This is a genomic window from Pseudomonas sp. Irchel s3f19 (genome assembly GCF_900187555.1).
Classification (GTDB): domain Bacteria; phylum Pseudomonadota; class Gammaproteobacteria; order Pseudomonadales; family Pseudomonadaceae; genus Aquipseudomonas; species Aquipseudomonas capeferrum.
This window is the reverse complement of the sequence record NZ_FYDW01000002.1, coordinates 12,457-28,832: the sequence shown is the minus strand read 5'-3', so window position 1 is coordinate 28,832 and position 16,376 is coordinate 12,457. Positions and strand designations below refer to the sequence as shown.

The following is a 16,376-nucleotide window of genomic DNA, read 5'->3' as shown; positions in this document are numbered from 1 at the left end:
ACCGCAGGGTCTGGCTTCGGCCGGGCCCTACGGGATCAAGGGTGGCTGTCAGTAGGCACGGTCACACCTTTCTTATTAATACAGGGATTTGTCCCTGGCCTATTGGACCCCGCTCGCGGGATCCGTTATCAGGAGAAGCCAAATGGCCCTCAGCGTTGAAGAAAAAGCTCAAATCGTTACCGACTACCAGCAAGCTGCTGGCGACACTGGTAGCCCGGAAGTTCAGGTTGCTCTGCTGACCGCGAACATCAACAAGCTGCAAGGCCACTTCAAGGCCAACGGTAAAGACCACCACTCGCGTCGTGGCCTGATCCGTATGGTTAACCAGCGTCGTAAGCTGCTGGACTACCTGAAGGGTAAAGACACCACTCGTTACAGCGCCCTGATCGGTCGCCTGGGCCTGCGTCGCTAATAGCGGCCTGGTCAGTGGTGTGCATGGCGTCTCATGCATTGGCAACGCTGCCTGGCAGCGTTGTCTTTGGGCACGCCATGCGTATCTCCGAGGTTGGCAGCCTGGTTACGTTGAGCGGTTTTCCGCACTTCGGCCAGGCTCCCAGCCTCGTGTTGTATCTGGACGGTCAATGGGGCCGATTCCCCGTTCTGCCCAAGAATTCGCAAGAAACCAGTTCCCCCCAGAGCCACTGAAAAGGTAGGAAACCGTGAACCCGGTAATCAAGACATTCCAGTTCGGTCAATCGACCGTTACTCTCGAAACGGGCCGCATTGCCCGTCAGGCAACCGGCGCAGTGCTGGTTACCGTCGACAACGACGTCACCGTGCTGGTGACTGTGGTAGGTGCCAAGCAGGCCGATCCAGGCAAGGGTTTCTTCCCGCTGTCGGTCCACTACCAGGAAAAGACCTACGCCGCCGGCAAGATCCCGGGTGGCTTCTTCAAGCGTGAAGGCCGTCCTTCCGAGAAAGAGACCCTGACCTCGCGCCTGATCGACCGTCCGATCCGCCCGCTGTTCCCTGAAGGCTTCATGAACGAAGTCCAGGTCGTCTGCACCGTGGTTTCCACCAGCAAGAAGACCGACCCGGACATCGCTGCGATGATCGGTACCTCGGCTGCCCTGGCTATTTCCGGCATTCCGTTCGAAGGCCCGATCGGCGCAGCCCGCGTAGCCTTCCACGAAAGCACCGGCTACCTGCTGAACCCGACCTACGAGCAACTGGCTGCCTCGAGCCTGGACATGGTCGTTGCCGGTACCTCCGACGCCGTGCTGATGGTTGAATCGGAAGCCCAAGAGCTGACCGAAGACCAGATGCTGGGCGCCGTACTGTTCGCCCACGACGAATTCCAGTCCGTTATCCAGGCTGTCAAAGAGCTGGCCGCCGAAGCGGGCAAGCCGACCTGGGACTGGAAACCCGCCGTTGCCAACACCGAGCTGCTCAACGCCATCCGCGCCGAGTTCGGCGAGGCTGTTTCGCAGGGCTACACCATCACCGTCAAGGCCGACCGCTACGCGCGCCTGGGCGAGCTGCGTGATCAGGCGATCGCCAAGTTCTCCGGTGAAGAAGGCCAGCCTTCGGCTTCCGAAGTCAAAGAAATCTTCGGCGAAATCGAATACCGCACCGTTCGCGAAAACATCGTAAACGGCAAGCCACGTATCGATGGTCGTGACACCAAGACCGTTCGCCCGCTGAGCATCGAAGTCGGCGTGCTGCCGAAGACTCACGGTTCGGCACTGTTCACCCGTGGTGAAACCCAGGCCCTGGTCGTCGCGACCCTGGGTACTGCGCGTGACGCCCAGCTGCTGGACACCCTCGAAGGCGAGAAGAAAGACCCCTTCATGCTGCACTACAACTTCCCGCCGTTCTCGGTGGGCGAGTGTGGCCGCATGGGCGGTGCTGGCCGTCGTGAAATCGGCCACGGCCGTCTGGCCCGCCGTTCGGTACAGGCCATGCTGCCTGCCGCCGACGTGTTCCCGTACACCATTCGTGTGGTATCGGAAATCACCGAGTCCAACGGTTCGAGCTCCATGGCTTCGGTCTGCGGTGCTTCCCTGGCCCTGATGGACGCCGGTGTACCGATGAAGGCGCCAGTGGCCGGTATCGCCATGGGCCTGGTCAAGGAAGGCGAGAAGTTCGCCATTCTGACCGACATCCTGGGTGACGAAGACCACCTGGGCGACATGGACTTCAAGGTTGCCGGTACCGCCAAGGGCGTTACCGCACTGCAGATGGACATCAAGATCAACGGCATCACCGAAGAGATCATGGAAATCGCCCTGGGCCAAGCCCTGGAAGCGCGCCTGAACATCCTCGGCCAGATGAACCAGATCATTGGTCAATCGCGTACCGAGCTGTCGGCCAACGCCCCGACCATGATCGCGATGAAGATCGACACCGACAAGATCCGTGACGTCATCGGTAAAGGCGGCGCCACCATCCGCGCCATCTGCGAAGAGACCAAGGCTTCGATCGACATCGAAGACGATGGCTCGATCAAGATCTTCGGCGAAACCAAGGAAGCGGCTGAAGCAGCTCGTCAGCGCATCCTGGGCATCACTGCAGAGGCCGAAATCGGCAAGATCTATGTCGGCAAGGTCGAGCGCATCGTTGATTTCGGTGCCTTCGTCAACATCCTGCCTGGCAAGGATGGCCTGGTGCACATCTCCATGCTGAGCGATGCTCGCGTCGAGAAGGTCACCGACATTCTGAAAGAAGGTCAGGAAGTGGAAGTACTGGTACTGGACGTGGACAACCGCGGCCGTATCAAGCTGTCGATCAAAGACGTTGCCGCGGCCAAGGCCTCCGGCGTCTAAGCGACTGACGCGCAATGAAAAAAGAGCCCTTCGGGGCTCTTTTTTTATGCCCGCAGGGAACCTTTTGCACAGTTGCATCTTGCACGCAGGTTTACCCCGCAGGTTGCAAATTGCACGACTCATGCAAATGCCAATATGTATAAGTCATTGATTTATAAAGGTTAAATGGAAGCTGAAAAACTGGCACAGCACGTGCAACTACCTTCATACCTGCAGCCAGGAATAACGGCGCAGACCTTTCGAAAAACAGGAGTGACTCACATGAAGAAGTTCGCCATTGCTGCCGCTACTGCTACCGCTCTGACCCTGACCATGGCTAATGCGGCATTTGCCCAACAGTCCACCCAGGCCCCGATGACGCTGGCGGCTGGTGAGATGACCGAAGCCAAGGAAGCTACTTCCGACACTTGGATCACCACCAAGGTGAAGGCTGACCTGATGACCGAGAAAGGTGTACCTGGCAGCGACATCAAGGTTGAAACCAACAAAGGCGTCGTATCGCTGTCTTCCGATGTGGCAGTGACCGATTCGCAGAAAGAGATGGCCGTGGCCATCGCCAAGAAGATCAAAGGCGTTCAGGCCGTTTCGGCTGATGGCCTGAAGTCCGAATAAGGAATGTCCCATAGGCCAAACGGAATTGGCCACTTTTCAGGAAAGCCCTGGCATCACTGCCGGGGCTTTTTACTGTGCGCCTCAAAACACCGGGTTACGGGCGATGACGTCGCTCTCGAAACAGTCCTGCTCGACGATCAGCGGTTCGACCAGCGGGCGACTGTCGCGAAAGTGCGCTGTCAGGGTGTGTGCCTCATAGGCGGCATCGTCACGGTAGATCTCGTAGAGGTAGATCACGTCGGGATCGAGGCGGTCCTGAGACACGTCGAACACCAGGCAACCGGGCTCGGTTGCCACGGAAGCAGCGGCATTGGCCTTGATGGCGGTCAGAAAAGCCTCGGCGCTGCCGGGCTTCACGCGTGTCTTGATAAACAGGCTATACACATGGCGCTCCTTTTGTTTTAAATTCAGATATGAATTGTATACAAAAAAGGAGTTTCGCCAATGTCCGAGTTGCCTGCCCGCCCTGGCCGTCTGAATGGCCTGCGCCATATTGCCTTGCTGGTCCCTAACCTTGAGGAGTGCGAGCGCTTTTACGTCGACGTGCTTGGTATGGAGGTGCTCAACCGGGCCAATGAAGACTTGGTCTACCTGACCTGCGGTAACGACAATTTGTCATTGGGGCGCGGGGCGGGGGCGGCCAATGGTTTGCAGACACTCGATCACTACGGCTTCATCGTCGACAGCGTGGAAGAGCTGGAGGCCTGGTACCAGTACTTCAAGGCGCGCGGGGTGACCTTGCTCGACCGCCCGTTCAACCATGGGGATGGCGCACGCAGCTTCCACTTGCTGGACCCGGCAGGTAACAAGGTACAGCCGCTGTATCACCCGGCGGTGTCGGGCCAGCGGTTGGCCTGATTGCAGCTTTTATTGCCGGTACCGGCCGCTTCGCGGGGCAAGCCCGCGAAGCGGCCGGGGTTGATCACTCGGCATCCAGGTGCATCGGGGTGATCACCCGGCCATCCTTCTCAGCCTGACCCAGGGTGGTATCGATGAAGTACACCCGGTCGTCTTCCAGCTTGCCCTTGTCCACCAGGTAGTCCTTGATGCTGCTGGCCCGTTCCTGGCCGAGCGTACGCAGCAAGGGGGCGCTCTCGGCCCAGGACTTGATCACCGCTTCACGCAGCTTGGCGGTGCGCTCGTCGCGCCCCAGTTGTTCCCACTCAGCCGGTGGTTGCTGCTTCAGGCGATTGCGGTAGATGCCTTCGAGCATCGCCGGCTTGTCGCTGTCGTCGACCACCAGCATCGAGGCATTGGCAGGCACCTTGTCGCCACGACGCTGCAGGATCTTGTACCAGGTGGCCTGGTACTCGCGGTCCAGGCGCTGCTGGGCGATCAACGGGCCGTCGCTGGTCTGCGCGCTGGTGCCTTCGATTTCCAGGCGCAGCTCCGGGCGCTCCTTGAGGGCCGAGGCCAGTTTGTCCAGCGACGACTGGGCGTCGCCACTGAGTTCACTCGAGCCCGGGGCGAATGACACGTTGCCGAGGTCTTCCGAGCCCCCGCCAGCAATCAGCCCGCCAATGAACTTGAACGGTGCCTGGGCCGCGCGCAACACCAGGTTGCGCAGGGTTTGCCAGACGATCGGCATGACGCTGAACTGCGGGTTGTTGAGGTCACCCGTCACCGGCAACTCGATGGAGATCTTGCCTTCGGTATCCTTGAGCAGCGCCACCGCCAGGCGGATCGGCAGGTCCACGGCATCCGGGCTGTCGACCTTCTCACCCAGCTGCAATTGCTCGACCACCACCTTGTTCTCGGCCTTGAGCTGGCCGTTGGTGATCAGGTAGTGCAGGTCAAGGTTGAGCCGGCCCTTGCGGATACGGAAGCCTGCGAACTTGCCGGAGTAGGGCGTCAGCGTGGTCAGTTCGACCCGCTTGAAGCTGGTGGCGATATCCAGGCTGGCCAGCGGGTTGAACGGGTTGAGCGCACCCTTGATGGTAACCGGCGCATAGCGGTCGACCTTGCCCTTGATGTCCACCTTGGCCGGGTTCGGCTTACGGTTGTCGATCGTGCCGACCTGGCCGTTGAGCTGTTGCACGGCCGTGGCGAAGTTGGGCGTGAGGGACAGGTCAGCGAAGTTGGCCGAGCCGTCGTTGATGTCGATCTGGCCGATGTGTATGCCCAACGGCTTGTCGTTGCTGGCCGGTTTGGCAGCCTTGGACGCAGGCGCGTCGGCCGGTTGCGGGATCAGCAGGTCGTTGATGTTGGTGGTGCGGTCTTCGTTGATGATGAAGCGCGCATAAGGCTGCAGCAGGGTCACCTTGTCGATCGACAGGGCATCACCGTGCACATACGACAGGCCGTCGACGTCCACTTGCTGCCACTTCACGAAGTCGCGGCCCTTGATGGTGTCGAGCGTATGCAGCTGGTTGACCTGGGCCTTGCCGGCGACGTTGAAGGCCAGTGGCTCGGTACTTTTCAAGTCGACCTTCAGGTCGCTGGCGAGCATGCCGCTGCGAAGCTCCAGAAGGATGAACGGGTTGATGTAGGCCTGGGCCACACGCAGGTCGATGTCGCGCGTGCTGACATCCAGCTTGGCCCAGATCGGCGCCAGGTTGACCTGGCCAGCGGCCTGCAGCTTGCCTTGCTTGCCCACACCAGTATCGAGCTTGAGCGTGAAAGGCGTCTGGTTGAGGCTGTCGAAGCCTTGCAGGTCGACATTCAGCGGGCCGACGTCCAGGGCCACGGGTTCCTTCTGGCTGCGGTCTGCCAGGTGCACGCTGTAGTTGCGCAGCTGCACGTCCTTGAGCAGCACCTGCCAGGGCTTGCTTGGCGTGTTGGCGGTTTGCGCATCGGGCGCAGGCTCGGCAGCGGCGGGTTCGGCCTTTTCCTTGGGGGTGGGCTTGGCCGGTTGGCTGGCGAACAGCTTCTGCCAATCGAGTTGGCCGTCTTTTTCCAGCGCAGCCCAGGTTTCGAGTTTTTCGCTACGAATCTTGCCGACGATCACCTGTTGCTTGGCCAGGTCGATGGAGGTTTCACTCACCTCAAGGCTGGCCAGACGCGCGAGTTTGCGCCCATCTGGCGCCTTGATGGCGAAAGGCGCGATGCGTACCGAGGTGTTGTCCAGCAACAGCTCGGTCTGCTTGGACAGGTTGAGCTTGTAGTGGGTATCGAGGCTGATCACGCCGTCTTCGAGCACCAGCGGCACGGCATCACGCACATACGGCCAGAACAGTTTCATCTTGCCGTCGGTGATCTTCAGCGTGCCTTCGGAGGCGATCGGCGACAGGCCAAGGGTGCCTTTCCAGTCGATGCGCCCACCGTTGGGGCCGTTGGCCACCAGCGTCATGTCGGCATTGTCGTCCGGCAGGGTGCTGAGGTTTTTCAGCTCCAGGTTCATGTTGTCGTAGAGGAATTCGATCGGCTCGCTCGGGCGTTGATCCTCGAAGTGCAGGTAACCTTCGGTGAGCTTGATGCTGCCGATGCGAAGCGGGAACGGGTCGCTGGGCGGCTGGTCCGGCTTGGCCTCACTGGCGGGCAACTTGAACAACTGGGTGAGGTTGAGCGTCCCGTCCTTGGCAAACAGCACTTCGTTGCGCGGTTTGTCGAGCTCCACCGCGGTCAGGTGCAGGGCACCGCTCCACAGGCTGTCGAGCGAGAGGTTGGCGTACAGCTGCTCGAAACCGACTTGTTCCTTGCCAGGCTCGCCGATCTGCAAGCCCCATAGCGTCAGTTCGAGGCTGAAGGGGTTCAGCTCGATGCGCTGCAGGTGCGCCGGCACGCTGGCATAGTGCGCCAACTGCTGGTTGGCGATGCGCAGGGCCACACCGGGAAGAATGAGAAAGCCGAGCAGGCTATAGAGGGCTACGAGGGCCAGCATGGCGCCGAGGGCGCGAGTCAATCCTTTGTACATGTGTCGCTTCGTCTGTCTAAGCAGGAGTGCTTGGAGTATGGCACGTTAAATCAGTTCCGCTGAGGCGACCATTTCGCCTCATTCGATGCCCATGCGGCGTTTTGCCCGATGCGCCGAGCCGTCGCGCATGGCCCAGCGCAGTACCGGCGCCGTGCGTTGCAGGCCAAGGCGGATCATGCGGCGCTGCAAGGGGCCTTGTTGCAGGCCCAGCATGGCCTGGGCCCAATCGGGCAGCAGGTCGATGCCCGCGTTCAGCATCAGCTTGCCGACAGGTTGCGCCAGGCGGCTGGGGGCCGGTGCGGCAAGCAGGATGTCGACCACCTCGAAGCTGCGCGCATCGCTCTGCAACTGCGGGCGTATCTGCCGCAGGTAGTCTTCGACTTGCTGGCAGGAGCGCGGTACATCACGGGCGCCAAGGCGTTCGGCGATCAGGGCAATCTCGTTGTAGTAGGCATCCTGCTCGGCACGCGGCAGGTGCGGGTTGCGGTAACGCAGGTGGGCGGCGAGAAAACTGCTCACCTCGGCGACGTGCACCCAGGTCAGCAAGCCCGGGTCGCTGGCCGCATAGGGGCGGCCATCCGGCGCGGTACCGGTGACTTGCAGGTGAATGGTGCGGACCTTTTCGATCAGCCAGTCGGCGTCGCGGGTCGAGCCAAAGGTGGTGCCGGAAATGAACTGGCTGGTGCGGCGCAAACGGCCGAGCAGGTCCTGGCGAAAGTTCGAGTGGTCCCACACCCCGGCCAGGGCCAGAGGGTGCAGCAGTTGCAGCATGAGGGCACTGATGCCGCCGACCAGCATGCTCGGGAAGTCACCGTGTACCTGCCAACTGATGCTTTGCGGGCCAAACAGGCCAGGGTCGCCCTTGGGCGATTCCAGGTCGAGCTGGCCGAGGGCCAGCCCGGTGAGGCTCATGACCTGGGTTTCGATGCGGCGGCGAAGGGCTTCCATGGCGACCTGTCGTTCAGGGCGGCCATGAACATGTGCCGCCGGCTATTGGTTGAGGCGTTTGTCGATCAAGCCCTGGACCACGCTCGGGTCGGCCAGGGTCGAAGTATCGCCGAGGTTTTCCAGCTCGTTGCAGGCGATCTTGCGCAGTATACGCCGCATGATCTTGCCCGAGCGGGTTTTGGGCAGCGCCGGCGCCCATTGGATCAGTTCCGGTTTGGCGAAGCTGCCGATTTCCTTGCTGACCAAGGCCAGCAGTTCGGCCTTGAGCGCGTCGTCCGGGTCCACGCCGTTCATGGTCGTGACAAAGGCGTACACCCCCTGGCCCTTGAGGTCATGGGGGTAGCCGACCACTGCCGCTTCGGCGACGCTGTCGTGCAGGACCAGCGCGCTTTCCACCTCGGCCGTGCCGATGCGGTGGCCGGACACGTTGATAACGTCGTCGATGCGCCCGGTTATCCAGTAGTCGCCATCGGCATCGCGGCGTGCGCCGTCACCGGTGAAGTAGTAGCCGGGCAGGGGCTTGAAGTAGGTTTCGACCATGCGCTGATGGTCGCCATAGACGCTGCGAAACTGCCCGGGCCAACTGGCCTTGATGGCCAGCAGGCCGGCGCCGGGGCCTTCGATGAGTGCGCCTTTTTCGTCCAGCAGCACTGGCTGCACACCGAACATGGGCTGGCTGGCGCAGCCGGGCTTGAGCCGCTGCGTGCTGGGCAACGGGGTGAGCATGATGCCGCCGGTTTCAGTCTGCCACCAGGTATCGACGATCGGGCAGCGCTTGCGCCCGACTTCTTCGAAATACCATTCCCACGCTTCCGGGTTGATCGGCTCGCCAACACTGCCGAGCAGGCGCAGGCTCTGGCGCGAGGTGCTCTGCAGCGGGCCGGAGCCTTCGCGCATGAGGGCGCGCAAGGCCGTGGGCGCGGTGTAGAAGATGTTCACCTGGTGCTTGTCCACCACCTGCCAGAAGCGCGATGTGTCCGGGTAATTGGGCACGCCTTCGAACATCAGTGAAATCGCACCATTGGCCAGCGGGCCATAGACGATGTAGCTGTGGCCGGTGACCCAGCCCACGTCCGCCGTGCACCAGAACACCTCACCCTCGCGGTAGTCGAACACCACCTTGAAAGTGAGTGTGGCCTGCAGCAGGTAGCCTGCGGTGGTATGCAACACGCCTTTGGGTTTGCCGGTGCTGCCGGAGGTGTAGAGGATGAACAGCGGGTCTTCTGCGCCCATGGGTTCGGGCGGGCAGTCGTCACCCGCCTGCTCGGTTGCCTGCTGATACCAGAGGTCGCGGCGTTCATCCCAGGCGATGTCGCCCCCGGTGCGGCGCACGACGAATACGCTGCTGACATCGGGGCAGTTGGCCAGTGCCTTGTCGACGTTCAGCTTCAGCGGGATGCGCTTGCCCCCGCGTACGCCTTCATCGGCGGTGATCACGGTGCGGCAATCGGCATCGAGGATGCGGTCGCGCAGGGCATCGGGCGAAAAGCCCCCAAACACCACCGAGTGCACGGCGCCCAGCCGCGTGCAGGCGAGCATGGCAAAGGCCGCTTCAGGGATCATTGGCATGTAGATGCAGACCCGGTCGCCCTTTTTCACCCCACGCGCTTTCAGGGCATTGGCCAGGCGGCAGACCTGGCGGTGCAATTCGCGGTAGCTGATGGCCTTGGCGTCTTTAGGGTCGTCGCCTTCCCAGAGCAAGGCGGTCTGTTCGCCGCGCGTGGCCAGGTGGCGGTCGATGCAGTTGTAACTGACGTTCAGCTGGCCGCCGTCGAACCAACGGGCCTTGCCGGTTTTCAGGTCGCATTGCTGCACGCTCGACCAGGGCTTGACCCAGTCCAGGCGCTTGGCCTGCTCGGCCCAGAACGTATCGGGGTCGTCGACCGATTGCTGGTAGAGGCGGCGGTACTCTTCGTCAGTGAGGGCGGCCGATTGGCTGACGGCCAGGGCCTGGGGGTAGTCGCGTATATCGAACATGGCGGTTGTCCTGCTCTTGTCGGGGCGATGGACTGCAACGGCTATTCGATGGACAAGTGTAGCCAGGCTGGGTTCGCCTGGGCATGAAAGACGAAGGGCCCACCTTGGCGGTGAGCCCTTCTGTCATTTCAGCTGGCGGTTGGCCCCGCTGGCATCAACCGCGGTGACGGCCGCGGAAGTAGTTGATCAGGCCCTGGGTCGAACCGTCTTCGGCGCTGTCTTCCAGGCTGCCTACAAGGCGCTGGTAGACACCCTTGCCCAGCTCTTTGCCCAGCTCCACGCCCCACTGGTCGAAGGCATTGATGCCCCAGATCACGCTCTGCACGAAGACCTTGTGCTCATACATCGCCACCAGTGCGCCCAGGCGGCGCGGGCTGATGCGCTCGACCACCAGGGTGTTGCTCGGGCGGTTGCCCGGGATCACCTTGTGTGGTGCCAGCTTCTCGATGTCTGCTTCGTTCAGGCCTTTGCCGCGCAGTTCGGTCTCGGCTTCGTCACGGGTCTTGCCGAGCATCAGCGCCTGGCTCTGCGACAGGCAGTTGGCGTACAGCCACTGGTGGTGGTCGGCAACCGGGTTGAAGCTCACCACCGGCACGATGAAGTCGGCCGGAATCAGCTGGGTGCCCTGGTGCAGCAACTGGTGGTAGGCATGCTGGCCGTTGCAGCCAACGCCACCCCAGATCACCGGGCCGGTGTCGGTGTTCACCGGTGTGCCGTCCTGCAGCACGCTCTTGCCATTGGACTCCATGTCCAGCTGTTGCAGGTGCTTGGTGATGTTACGCAGGTAGTGGTCATACGGCAGGATCGCATGGCTGCGCGCGCCCCAGAAGTTGCCATACCACACGCCCAACAGGGCCAGCAGCACTGGCATGTTCTGTTCGAACGGCGCGGTCTGGAAGTGCTGGTCCATTGTGTAGGCGCCAGACAGCAGCTCCTTGAAGTTGGCGGTGCCGATGGCCAGGGCGATCGGCAGGCCGATGGCCGACCACAGCGAATAGCGCCCACCCACCCAGTCCCACATCGGGAAGATGTTCTCTTCACGAATGCCGAAGGCCACGGCGGCGGCCTTGTTGCTGGAAACAGCGATGAAGTGGCGATACAGCTCGGCTTCCGAACCGCCCTGGGCCAGGTACCAGGTACGCGCGGCCATGGCGTTCTTCAGTGTTTCGAGGGTGTTGAACGACTTCGACGAAACGATGAACAGGGTGGTTTCGGCGCGCAGGTTGGCCGACAGTTCGTGGAACTCGCTGCCATCGATGTTCGCCAGGTAGTGGCAGCGCACGCCACGTTGCGCGTAGGGCAGCAGTGCCTCGGAGACCAGCTCGGGGCCGAGGAACGAGCCACCGATGCCGATGTTGACCACGTCGGTGATCGGTTTTTCGCTGTAACCGCGCCACAGGCCGTCGTGGATGCGCCCCACCAGTTCAGTGATCTGGTTGAGCACCTTGTGCACTTCGGGCATCACGTTGACGCCGTTGACGCTGAGCTTGTCGCCGACCGGGCGGCGCAGGGCGGTGTGCAACACCGGGCGCCCTTCGGAGGCGTTGATGATCTCGCCGTTGAACATCGACTTGATGGCATCTTGCAGGCCGACTTCTTTGGCCAGGTTCACCAGCAGGTCACGGCTTTGTTCGTTGATCAGGTTTTTCGAGTAGTCGAGAAACAAGCCGCAGCAGCTCAGCGAGAACTGGTCAAAGCGCTTGGGGTCGGCGGCGAAGGCGTCACGCATGCTGAAGTCTTGCATGGCGTCGCGGTGTTGCTGGAGCGCCTGCCATGCGGGCAGGGCCGTCACATCATGGGGTGTACGGTAATACGCCATTGCGGAGGGTTCCTTGGTGCGTTGTGAGGCCTTGGACATTGGCCTTGGCTGTCAGTTGCAGGCAGTCATTATAGGCATTGGCGGCGCGGGGGGAATGGGGGCGTGACGGGATATCGCGGGGCATCTGCACGGTGTGTTGCGGGGGCGGCCTTGCGCCGCGAAAGGGGCGCAAAACGCCCCCGGAAAACCGCGTGATCAGGCGGTCTTGTCTTCCACGTGCAGGTACAGGTTGTCGATCAACCGGGTGTTACCCAGGTAAGCCGCCGCGATCACCACCAGGTCCCGATCATCGATCAGCGCCGGGCGCAGGCTCACGGCATGGCGAATTTCCAGGTAGTCCGGGCGCAACCCCGCAGCGGTCAGTTGCGCCAGCCCTTCTGCGGCCAGTGCCGCAAAATCACGCTGGCCACGGCCAAGCGCCGCCCCGATGTGCTGCAGGGTGCGGTACAGCGCAGGCGCGGTAACACGTTGCTCGGGCGTGAGGTAACCATTGCGCGACGACAGCGCCAGGCCGTCCTCGGCGCGCACGGTCGGCTCACCGATGATCTGGATGGGCATGTTCAGGTCGCGCACCATGGCGCGGATCACGGCCAGCTGCTGGAAGTCCTTCTCGCCGAACACGGCGAGGTCCGGCTGGACCATGTTGAACAGCTTGCTGACCACCGTCGCCACACCCTCGAAATGCCCTGGCCGGCTGGCGCCGCACAGGCCTTCGGAGAGCTGGGGCACGCTTACCCGGGTTTGCACGCTCATGCCGTCGGGGTACATCTCGTCGACAGTCGGGGCAAACAGCAGGTTGCAGCCGGCCTGGAGCAAGCGCTCCTGGTCGGCAGCCAGGGTGCGCGGGTAGGCGTCGAGGTCTTCATTGACGCCGAACTGCAGCGGGTTGACGAAGATGCTGGCAACCACGAAATCGGCTCGCTGGGCGGCCTTGGTGACCAGGGCGGCATGGCCGCTGTGCAGGTTGCCCATGGTCGGCACGAACGCGATGCGCTTGCCTTCGCCGCGGGCGCGGCCAACGGCGGCGCGCAGTTCACGGACGGTCTTGACAGTGTTCATGCGCTGAACCCATGTTCGCTGGCGGGGAAGCTGACGTCCTTGACCGCCTTCACGTAGGCGGCGAGGGCGCTGTCGATGTCCGGCTGGCCGGCCATGAAGTTCTTCACGAACTTCGGTACCCGGCCACTCAGCGACAGGCCGAGCATGTCGTGCAGTACCAGCACCTGGCCATCGGTGGCGCTGCCGGCGCCGATGCCGATCACCGGAATGCTCACCGCCTGGGTGATTTCCGCTGCCAGTTCACTTGGCACGCATTCGAGCAGCAGCATGGCCGCGCCGGCCTGTTCCAAGGCAATGGCGTCGGCACGCATCTGCCGCGCCTGGGCTTCCTGGCGGCCCTGCACCTTGTAACCGCCCAGCACGTTGACGGTCTGTGGCGTCAGGCCCATGTGCGCACACACCGGTACACCGCGCTCGGCCAGCAGGCGAACGGTCTCGGCCAGCCAGGCGGCGCCTTCGAGCTTGATCATGTGGGCGCCGGCCTGCATCAGCGTGGCGCAGTTGGCGAAGGCCTGCTCGGGGGTGGCGTGCGCCATGAACGGCAGGTCGGCCAGAATCAGCGCGCCATCGTTGCCACGCTTGACGCAGGCAGTGTGGTAGGCCATTTCCGCCGTGGTCACAGGCAGTGTGCTGTCGTGGCCTTGCAGGACCATCCCCAGCGAGTCGCCCACCAGCAACACTTCGACACCGGCCTGGCTGGCGGCCTTGGCGAAGGTCGCGTCGTAGCAGGTCAGCATGGTGATTTTTTCACCCTTGGCCTTGAGGCCATGCAGGGTGGTCAGGGTTACTTCAGGCATGTAGGAAAATCCTCGTTCAGGCGCTGTTAAAACGACTGCATACAACGCGTGTAGTCATCTTCCGGAGCGGCACATCATCGCGCGTGATGTTCGCAGGTCCGTCCGGGCCTAAATACGGGTATGCGGCACAGGGGTGCCACACGGGACGCCTATAGTCGTGAGCGAGGTGGGGGAAGTCAATCACCCTGTTACCGCATTGTTACTAACAGGGTGTTACTGGCGTTACCGTCGCCTGGAGCGCCCGAATTACAGGCGCTCGAGACCGACGAACGGGCAGGCGCGGATGAGCTCGGCGAGTTCGCGGCCATCGGGCAGGCAGAAGCCGTCTGGCACCAGTTCGGCCAGGGGGTACAGCACGAAGGCGCGGGCGTGCATGTGGTAATGCGGTACCTGCAGGCGCGGCACGTCGATCAGCTGGTCGCCGAACAGCAGGATATCCAGGTCGAGCGTGCGAGGGCCCCAACGCTCCTTGCGCACGCGGCCCTGGTCATTTTCGATGGCCTGCAGGGCGTCGAGCAGGGCCAATGGCTCGAGCGAGGTGTCGAGCGCCGCCACGGCGTTGGTGTAGCGCGGCTGGCCAGGCAGCAGCGAGTCGCTGGTGAACAGGCCCGAGGCCGCCACCAGGCGGGTGCCTTCGGCCTGGCCCAGCGCCTGGAAGGCGTTCTGCAGTTGTTCTGCAGGCGCGTCCAGGTTGCTGCCCAGGCCGATGTAGGCGCGCGTTGTCACTCGAACGCCTCGTCGCCACCGCGTTTACGCTTGCTGGGGCTGCGTTTGCGCTTGCGCGGGCCGGCGCCGGTACCTTCGTCGCGGCTGCCCAGCTCACGGATCATGTCGCGGCGCTGGCTGTCGTTGGCATCTTGGTAGTCAGTCCACCATTGGCCGAGGTCATCGGTTTCCTCGCCAGCGCTTTCACGCAGCAGCAGGAAGTCGTAACCGGCACGGAAGCGCGGGTTGTCCAGCAACTGGTCGGCGCGCTTGCCGCTGCGACGTGGCAGGCGTTCCTGCATGTCCCAGATCTCGCGGATCGGCAGGGTGAAACGCTTCGGGATAGCAATGCGTGCGCACTGTTCGGCGATCAGGTCGTGGGCCGCACCGTTCATGGCTGGGATCGGTGGCACACCCTGGTTTTGCAGGTGCAGCACACGGGCCGGCAGGGCGGGCCACAGCAGCGCGGCGAAGAGGAAGGCCGGCGTGACCGGTTTGCCCTGTTTGACGCGCAGATCGGTGTTGGTCAGCGCCTGGCTGATCAAGGTGTGGGTGTAGCTCGGGCGTTCGTCCAGGGCTTGCGCGCTGGCCGGGAACAACGGCTCGAACAGCTGCAGGTCGACCAGCATTTCGAAGGCCATCGCACCTTGGCCCGAGAGGAACAGCTTCAGGCTTTCCTCGAACAGGCGCGCAGGCGGGATCTCGCGCAGCAGCGGGGCCAACTCGCGGATCGGCTGCACCGTGTGCTTCTCGATGCCGAAGTCGAGCTTGGCGGCGAAACGCACGGCACGCAGCATGCGCACCGGGTCTTCCTGGTAGCGGTGGGTCGGGTCACCAATCAGGCGCAACAGCCGGTTGCGCACATCGTGCACGCCGTTGGCGTAATCGAGGATGCGCTCGCTGACGGGGTCGTAGTAGAGGGCATTGATGGTGAAGTCGCGGCGTTGCGCGTCTTCTTCCAGGGTGCCGTACACGTTGTCACGCAGGATGCGGCCACTGGCATTGTGCGACGAACGGTGGTTATCACCTTGGTCGTCTTCCGAGTGGTGGGCGCGGAAGGTGGCGACTTCGATGATTTCACGGCCGAAATGCACGTGGACCAGCTTGAAGCGGCGACCAATGATGCGCGCGTTACGGAACTCGGCACGGACCTGTTCGGGCGTGGCGCTGGTGGCGACGTCGAAGTCTTTGGGCGTGATGCCCAGCATCAGGTCGCGGACACAGCCACCGACCAGGTAAGCCTGGTAGCCCGCACTCTGCAGGCGCTCGACGATGTTCACCGCGTGGCGGCTGAACTGGTGGCGTTGCAGCGAGTGTTGGCTCTTGTTGATCACCTCGGGCGTGGTGCGCCTGTGGTGCTGGCCCGGTACGGGAGGGCGGAACGACTGGAACAGCTTCTTCAGCATGGGATGCACTGTTTGAAGGAATGTTCGGCCAAGAATAGGAGAATGGCCGCATGATGGGCGGGGATTCTAGCATTTACTCAAGGAATGGTGTAGGCGGGTAGCAGGATGACTGCCAGAAGGGAGAAACGACAAGGGGAGCCTAAGCTCCCCAAGAAGTCGTTGCGTGCTCTTATTATTTTTTTGCTGGGCTTCTTGTTTTTGTTGAGTGCCCTGCCCACAAATCGCAAAGCTTGTGGACGACCCCTAATCCAGGGGTAAAGAGCAAACGGATTGCTTTGGCCGCTGATGTCACGTTGATCTGTCGATCCAACCAGTTCAGGCGCTGCTTTTTAGTGCAGTTTTTGTTGTTCTCTGCCTGGTCGTGGGGCAAGCCCCAAACACGCATCCTCTCCAAAAGAATCAGTTAGCTGCGCCTCCGCCGTCTTGTTTTTATTG

At 62.4% G+C, this 16,376-nt stretch carries 13 protein-coding genes; 4 read left to right on the top strand and 9 right to left on the bottom strand.

Annotated features, from left to right (window positions below; genetic code table 11):
* The first annotated feature begins 142 nt into the window (after positions 1-142).
* From rpsO to CKW22_RS04035, 3 genes are all read left to right on the top strand, one after another.
* On the top strand, positions 143-412 hold the full coding sequence (gene rpsO / locus CKW22_RS04050; RefSeq protein ID WP_016489163.1) for a 30S ribosomal protein S15: 270 nt from the start codon (positions 143-145) through the stop codon (positions 410-412).
* Positions 413-659: 247 nt separating this feature from the next.
* Complete coding sequence (gene pnp, locus CKW22_RS04040; RefSeq protein ID WP_033701582.1) at positions 660-2,765, top strand: polyribonucleotide nucleotidyltransferase; 2,106 nt, start codon at positions 660-662, stop codon at positions 2,763-2,765.
* Between the two features lie 261 nt (positions 2,766-3,026).
* Positions 3,027-3,377, top strand: coding sequence for a BON domain-containing protein (locus CKW22_RS04035; protein ID WP_047583814.1), 351 nt, complete (start codon positions 3,027-3,029; stop codon positions 3,375-3,377).
* Between the two features lie 81 nt (positions 3,378-3,458).
* On the opposite strand, the gene CKW22_RS04030 is transcribed toward CKW22_RS04035, so the two are convergent.
* Positions 3,459-3,761: a putative quinol monooxygenase gene (locus CKW22_RS04030; RefSeq protein WP_047583815.1), complete on the bottom strand. Its 303-nt coding sequence runs from the start codon at positions 3,759-3,761 to the stop codon at positions 3,459-3,461.
* A gap of 60 nt (positions 3,762-3,821) precedes the next feature.
* Here CKW22_RS04030 and CKW22_RS04025 point away from each other — a divergent pair, with 60 nt between their 5' ends.
* Positions 3,822-4,235, top strand: a complete 414-nt coding sequence (locus tag CKW22_RS04025) for a VOC family protein (protein WP_047583816.1) — start codon at positions 3,822-3,824, stop codon at positions 4,233-4,235.
* Positions 4,236-4,299: 64 nt separating this feature from the next.
* Here CKW22_RS04025 and CKW22_RS04020 read toward each other — a convergent pair whose 3' ends face one another.
* From CKW22_RS04020 to CKW22_RS03985, 8 genes are all read right to left on the bottom strand, one after another.
* A complete protein-coding gene (locus CKW22_RS04020; RefSeq protein WP_095063789.1) occupies positions 4,300-7,230 on the bottom strand; it encodes a DUF748 domain-containing protein in 2,931 nt (976 codons plus the stop codon).
* Between the two features lie 78 nt (positions 7,231-7,308).
* Positions 7,309-8,178 carry an oxygenase MpaB family protein gene (locus tag CKW22_RS04015; protein WP_047583818.1) on the bottom strand — a complete coding sequence of 290 codons (870 nt, stop codon included), beginning with the start codon at positions 8,176-8,178 and terminating at the stop codon, positions 7,309-7,311.
* A 42-nt stretch (positions 8,179-8,220) separates the two neighbouring features.
* A complete protein-coding gene (gene acs, locus CKW22_RS04010) occupies positions 8,221-10,155 on the bottom strand; it encodes an acetate--CoA ligase (RefSeq protein WP_095063788.1) in 1,935 nt (644 codons plus the stop codon).
* A 154-nt stretch (positions 10,156-10,309) separates the two neighbouring features.
* Entirely contained in the window at positions 10,310-11,974 is a 1,665-nt protein-coding gene (gene pgi / locus CKW22_RS04005) for a glucose-6-phosphate isomerase (RefSeq protein WP_033701571.1), read from the bottom strand.
* A 195-nt stretch (positions 11,975-12,169) separates the two neighbouring features.
* Complete coding sequence (gene panC / locus CKW22_RS04000) at positions 12,170-13,033, bottom strand: pantoate--beta-alanine ligase (RefSeq protein ID WP_033701570.1); 864 nt, start codon at positions 13,031-13,033, stop codon at positions 12,170-12,172.
* Positions 13,030-13,830 (bottom strand): 3-methyl-2-oxobutanoate hydroxymethyltransferase, encoded by an 801-nt coding sequence (panB, locus tag CKW22_RS03995; protein ID WP_033701569.1) that lies wholly within the window; start codon positions 13,828-13,830, stop codon positions 13,030-13,032. The genes panC and panB overlap by 4 nt, the downstream gene beginning before the upstream one ends.
* Positions 13,831-14,076: 246 nt before the next feature.
* A complete protein-coding gene (gene folK, locus CKW22_RS03990) occupies positions 14,077-14,556 on the bottom strand; it encodes a 2-amino-4-hydroxy-6-hydroxymethyldihydropteridine diphosphokinase (RefSeq protein WP_033701567.1) in 480 nt (159 codons plus the stop codon).
* On the bottom strand, positions 14,553-15,941 hold the full coding sequence (locus CKW22_RS03985; RefSeq protein ID WP_033701566.1) for a polynucleotide adenylyltransferase PcnB: 1,389 nt from the start codon (positions 15,939-15,941) through the stop codon (positions 14,553-14,555). The genes folK and CKW22_RS03985 overlap by 4 nt, the downstream gene beginning before the upstream one ends.
* Positions 15,942-16,376: the final 435 nt, after the last annotated feature.

Coding starts and splice junctions, on each gene's coding strand:
- panB (WP_033701569.1), bottom strand. CDS start 13,830: ATGCCTGAAGTAACCCTGACCACCCTGCATGGCCTCAAGGCCAAGGGT.
- acs (WP_095063788.1), bottom strand. CDS start 10,155: ATGTTCGATATACGCGACTACCCCCAGGCCCTGGCCGTCAGCCAATCG.
- panC (WP_033701570.1), bottom strand. CDS start 13,033: ATGAACACTGTCAAGACCGTCCGTGAACTGCGCGCCGCCGTTGGCCGC.
- CKW22_RS03985 (WP_033701566.1), bottom strand. CDS start 15,941: ATGCTGAAGAAGCTGTTCCAGTCGTTCCGCCCTCCCGTACCGGGCCAG.
- pgi (WP_033701571.1), bottom strand. CDS start 11,974: ATGGCGTATTACCGTACACCCCATGATGTGACGGCCCTGCCCGCATGG.
- rpsO (WP_016489163.1), top strand. CDS start 143: ATGGCCCTCAGCGTTGAAGAAAAAGCTCAAATCGTTACCGACTACCAG.
- CKW22_RS04020 (WP_095063789.1), bottom strand. CDS start 7,230: ATGTACAAAGGATTGACTCGCGCCCTCGGCGCCATGCTGGCCCTCGTA.
- CKW22_RS04015 (WP_047583818.1), bottom strand. CDS start 8,178: ATGGAAGCCCTTCGCCGCCGCATCGAAACCCAGGTCATGAGCCTCACC.
- CKW22_RS04025 (WP_047583816.1), top strand. CDS start 3,822: ATGTCCGAGTTGCCTGCCCGCCCTGGCCGTCTGAATGGCCTGCGCCAT.
- CKW22_RS04035 (WP_047583814.1), top strand. CDS start 3,027: ATGAAGAAGTTCGCCATTGCTGCCGCTACTGCTACCGCTCTGACCCTG.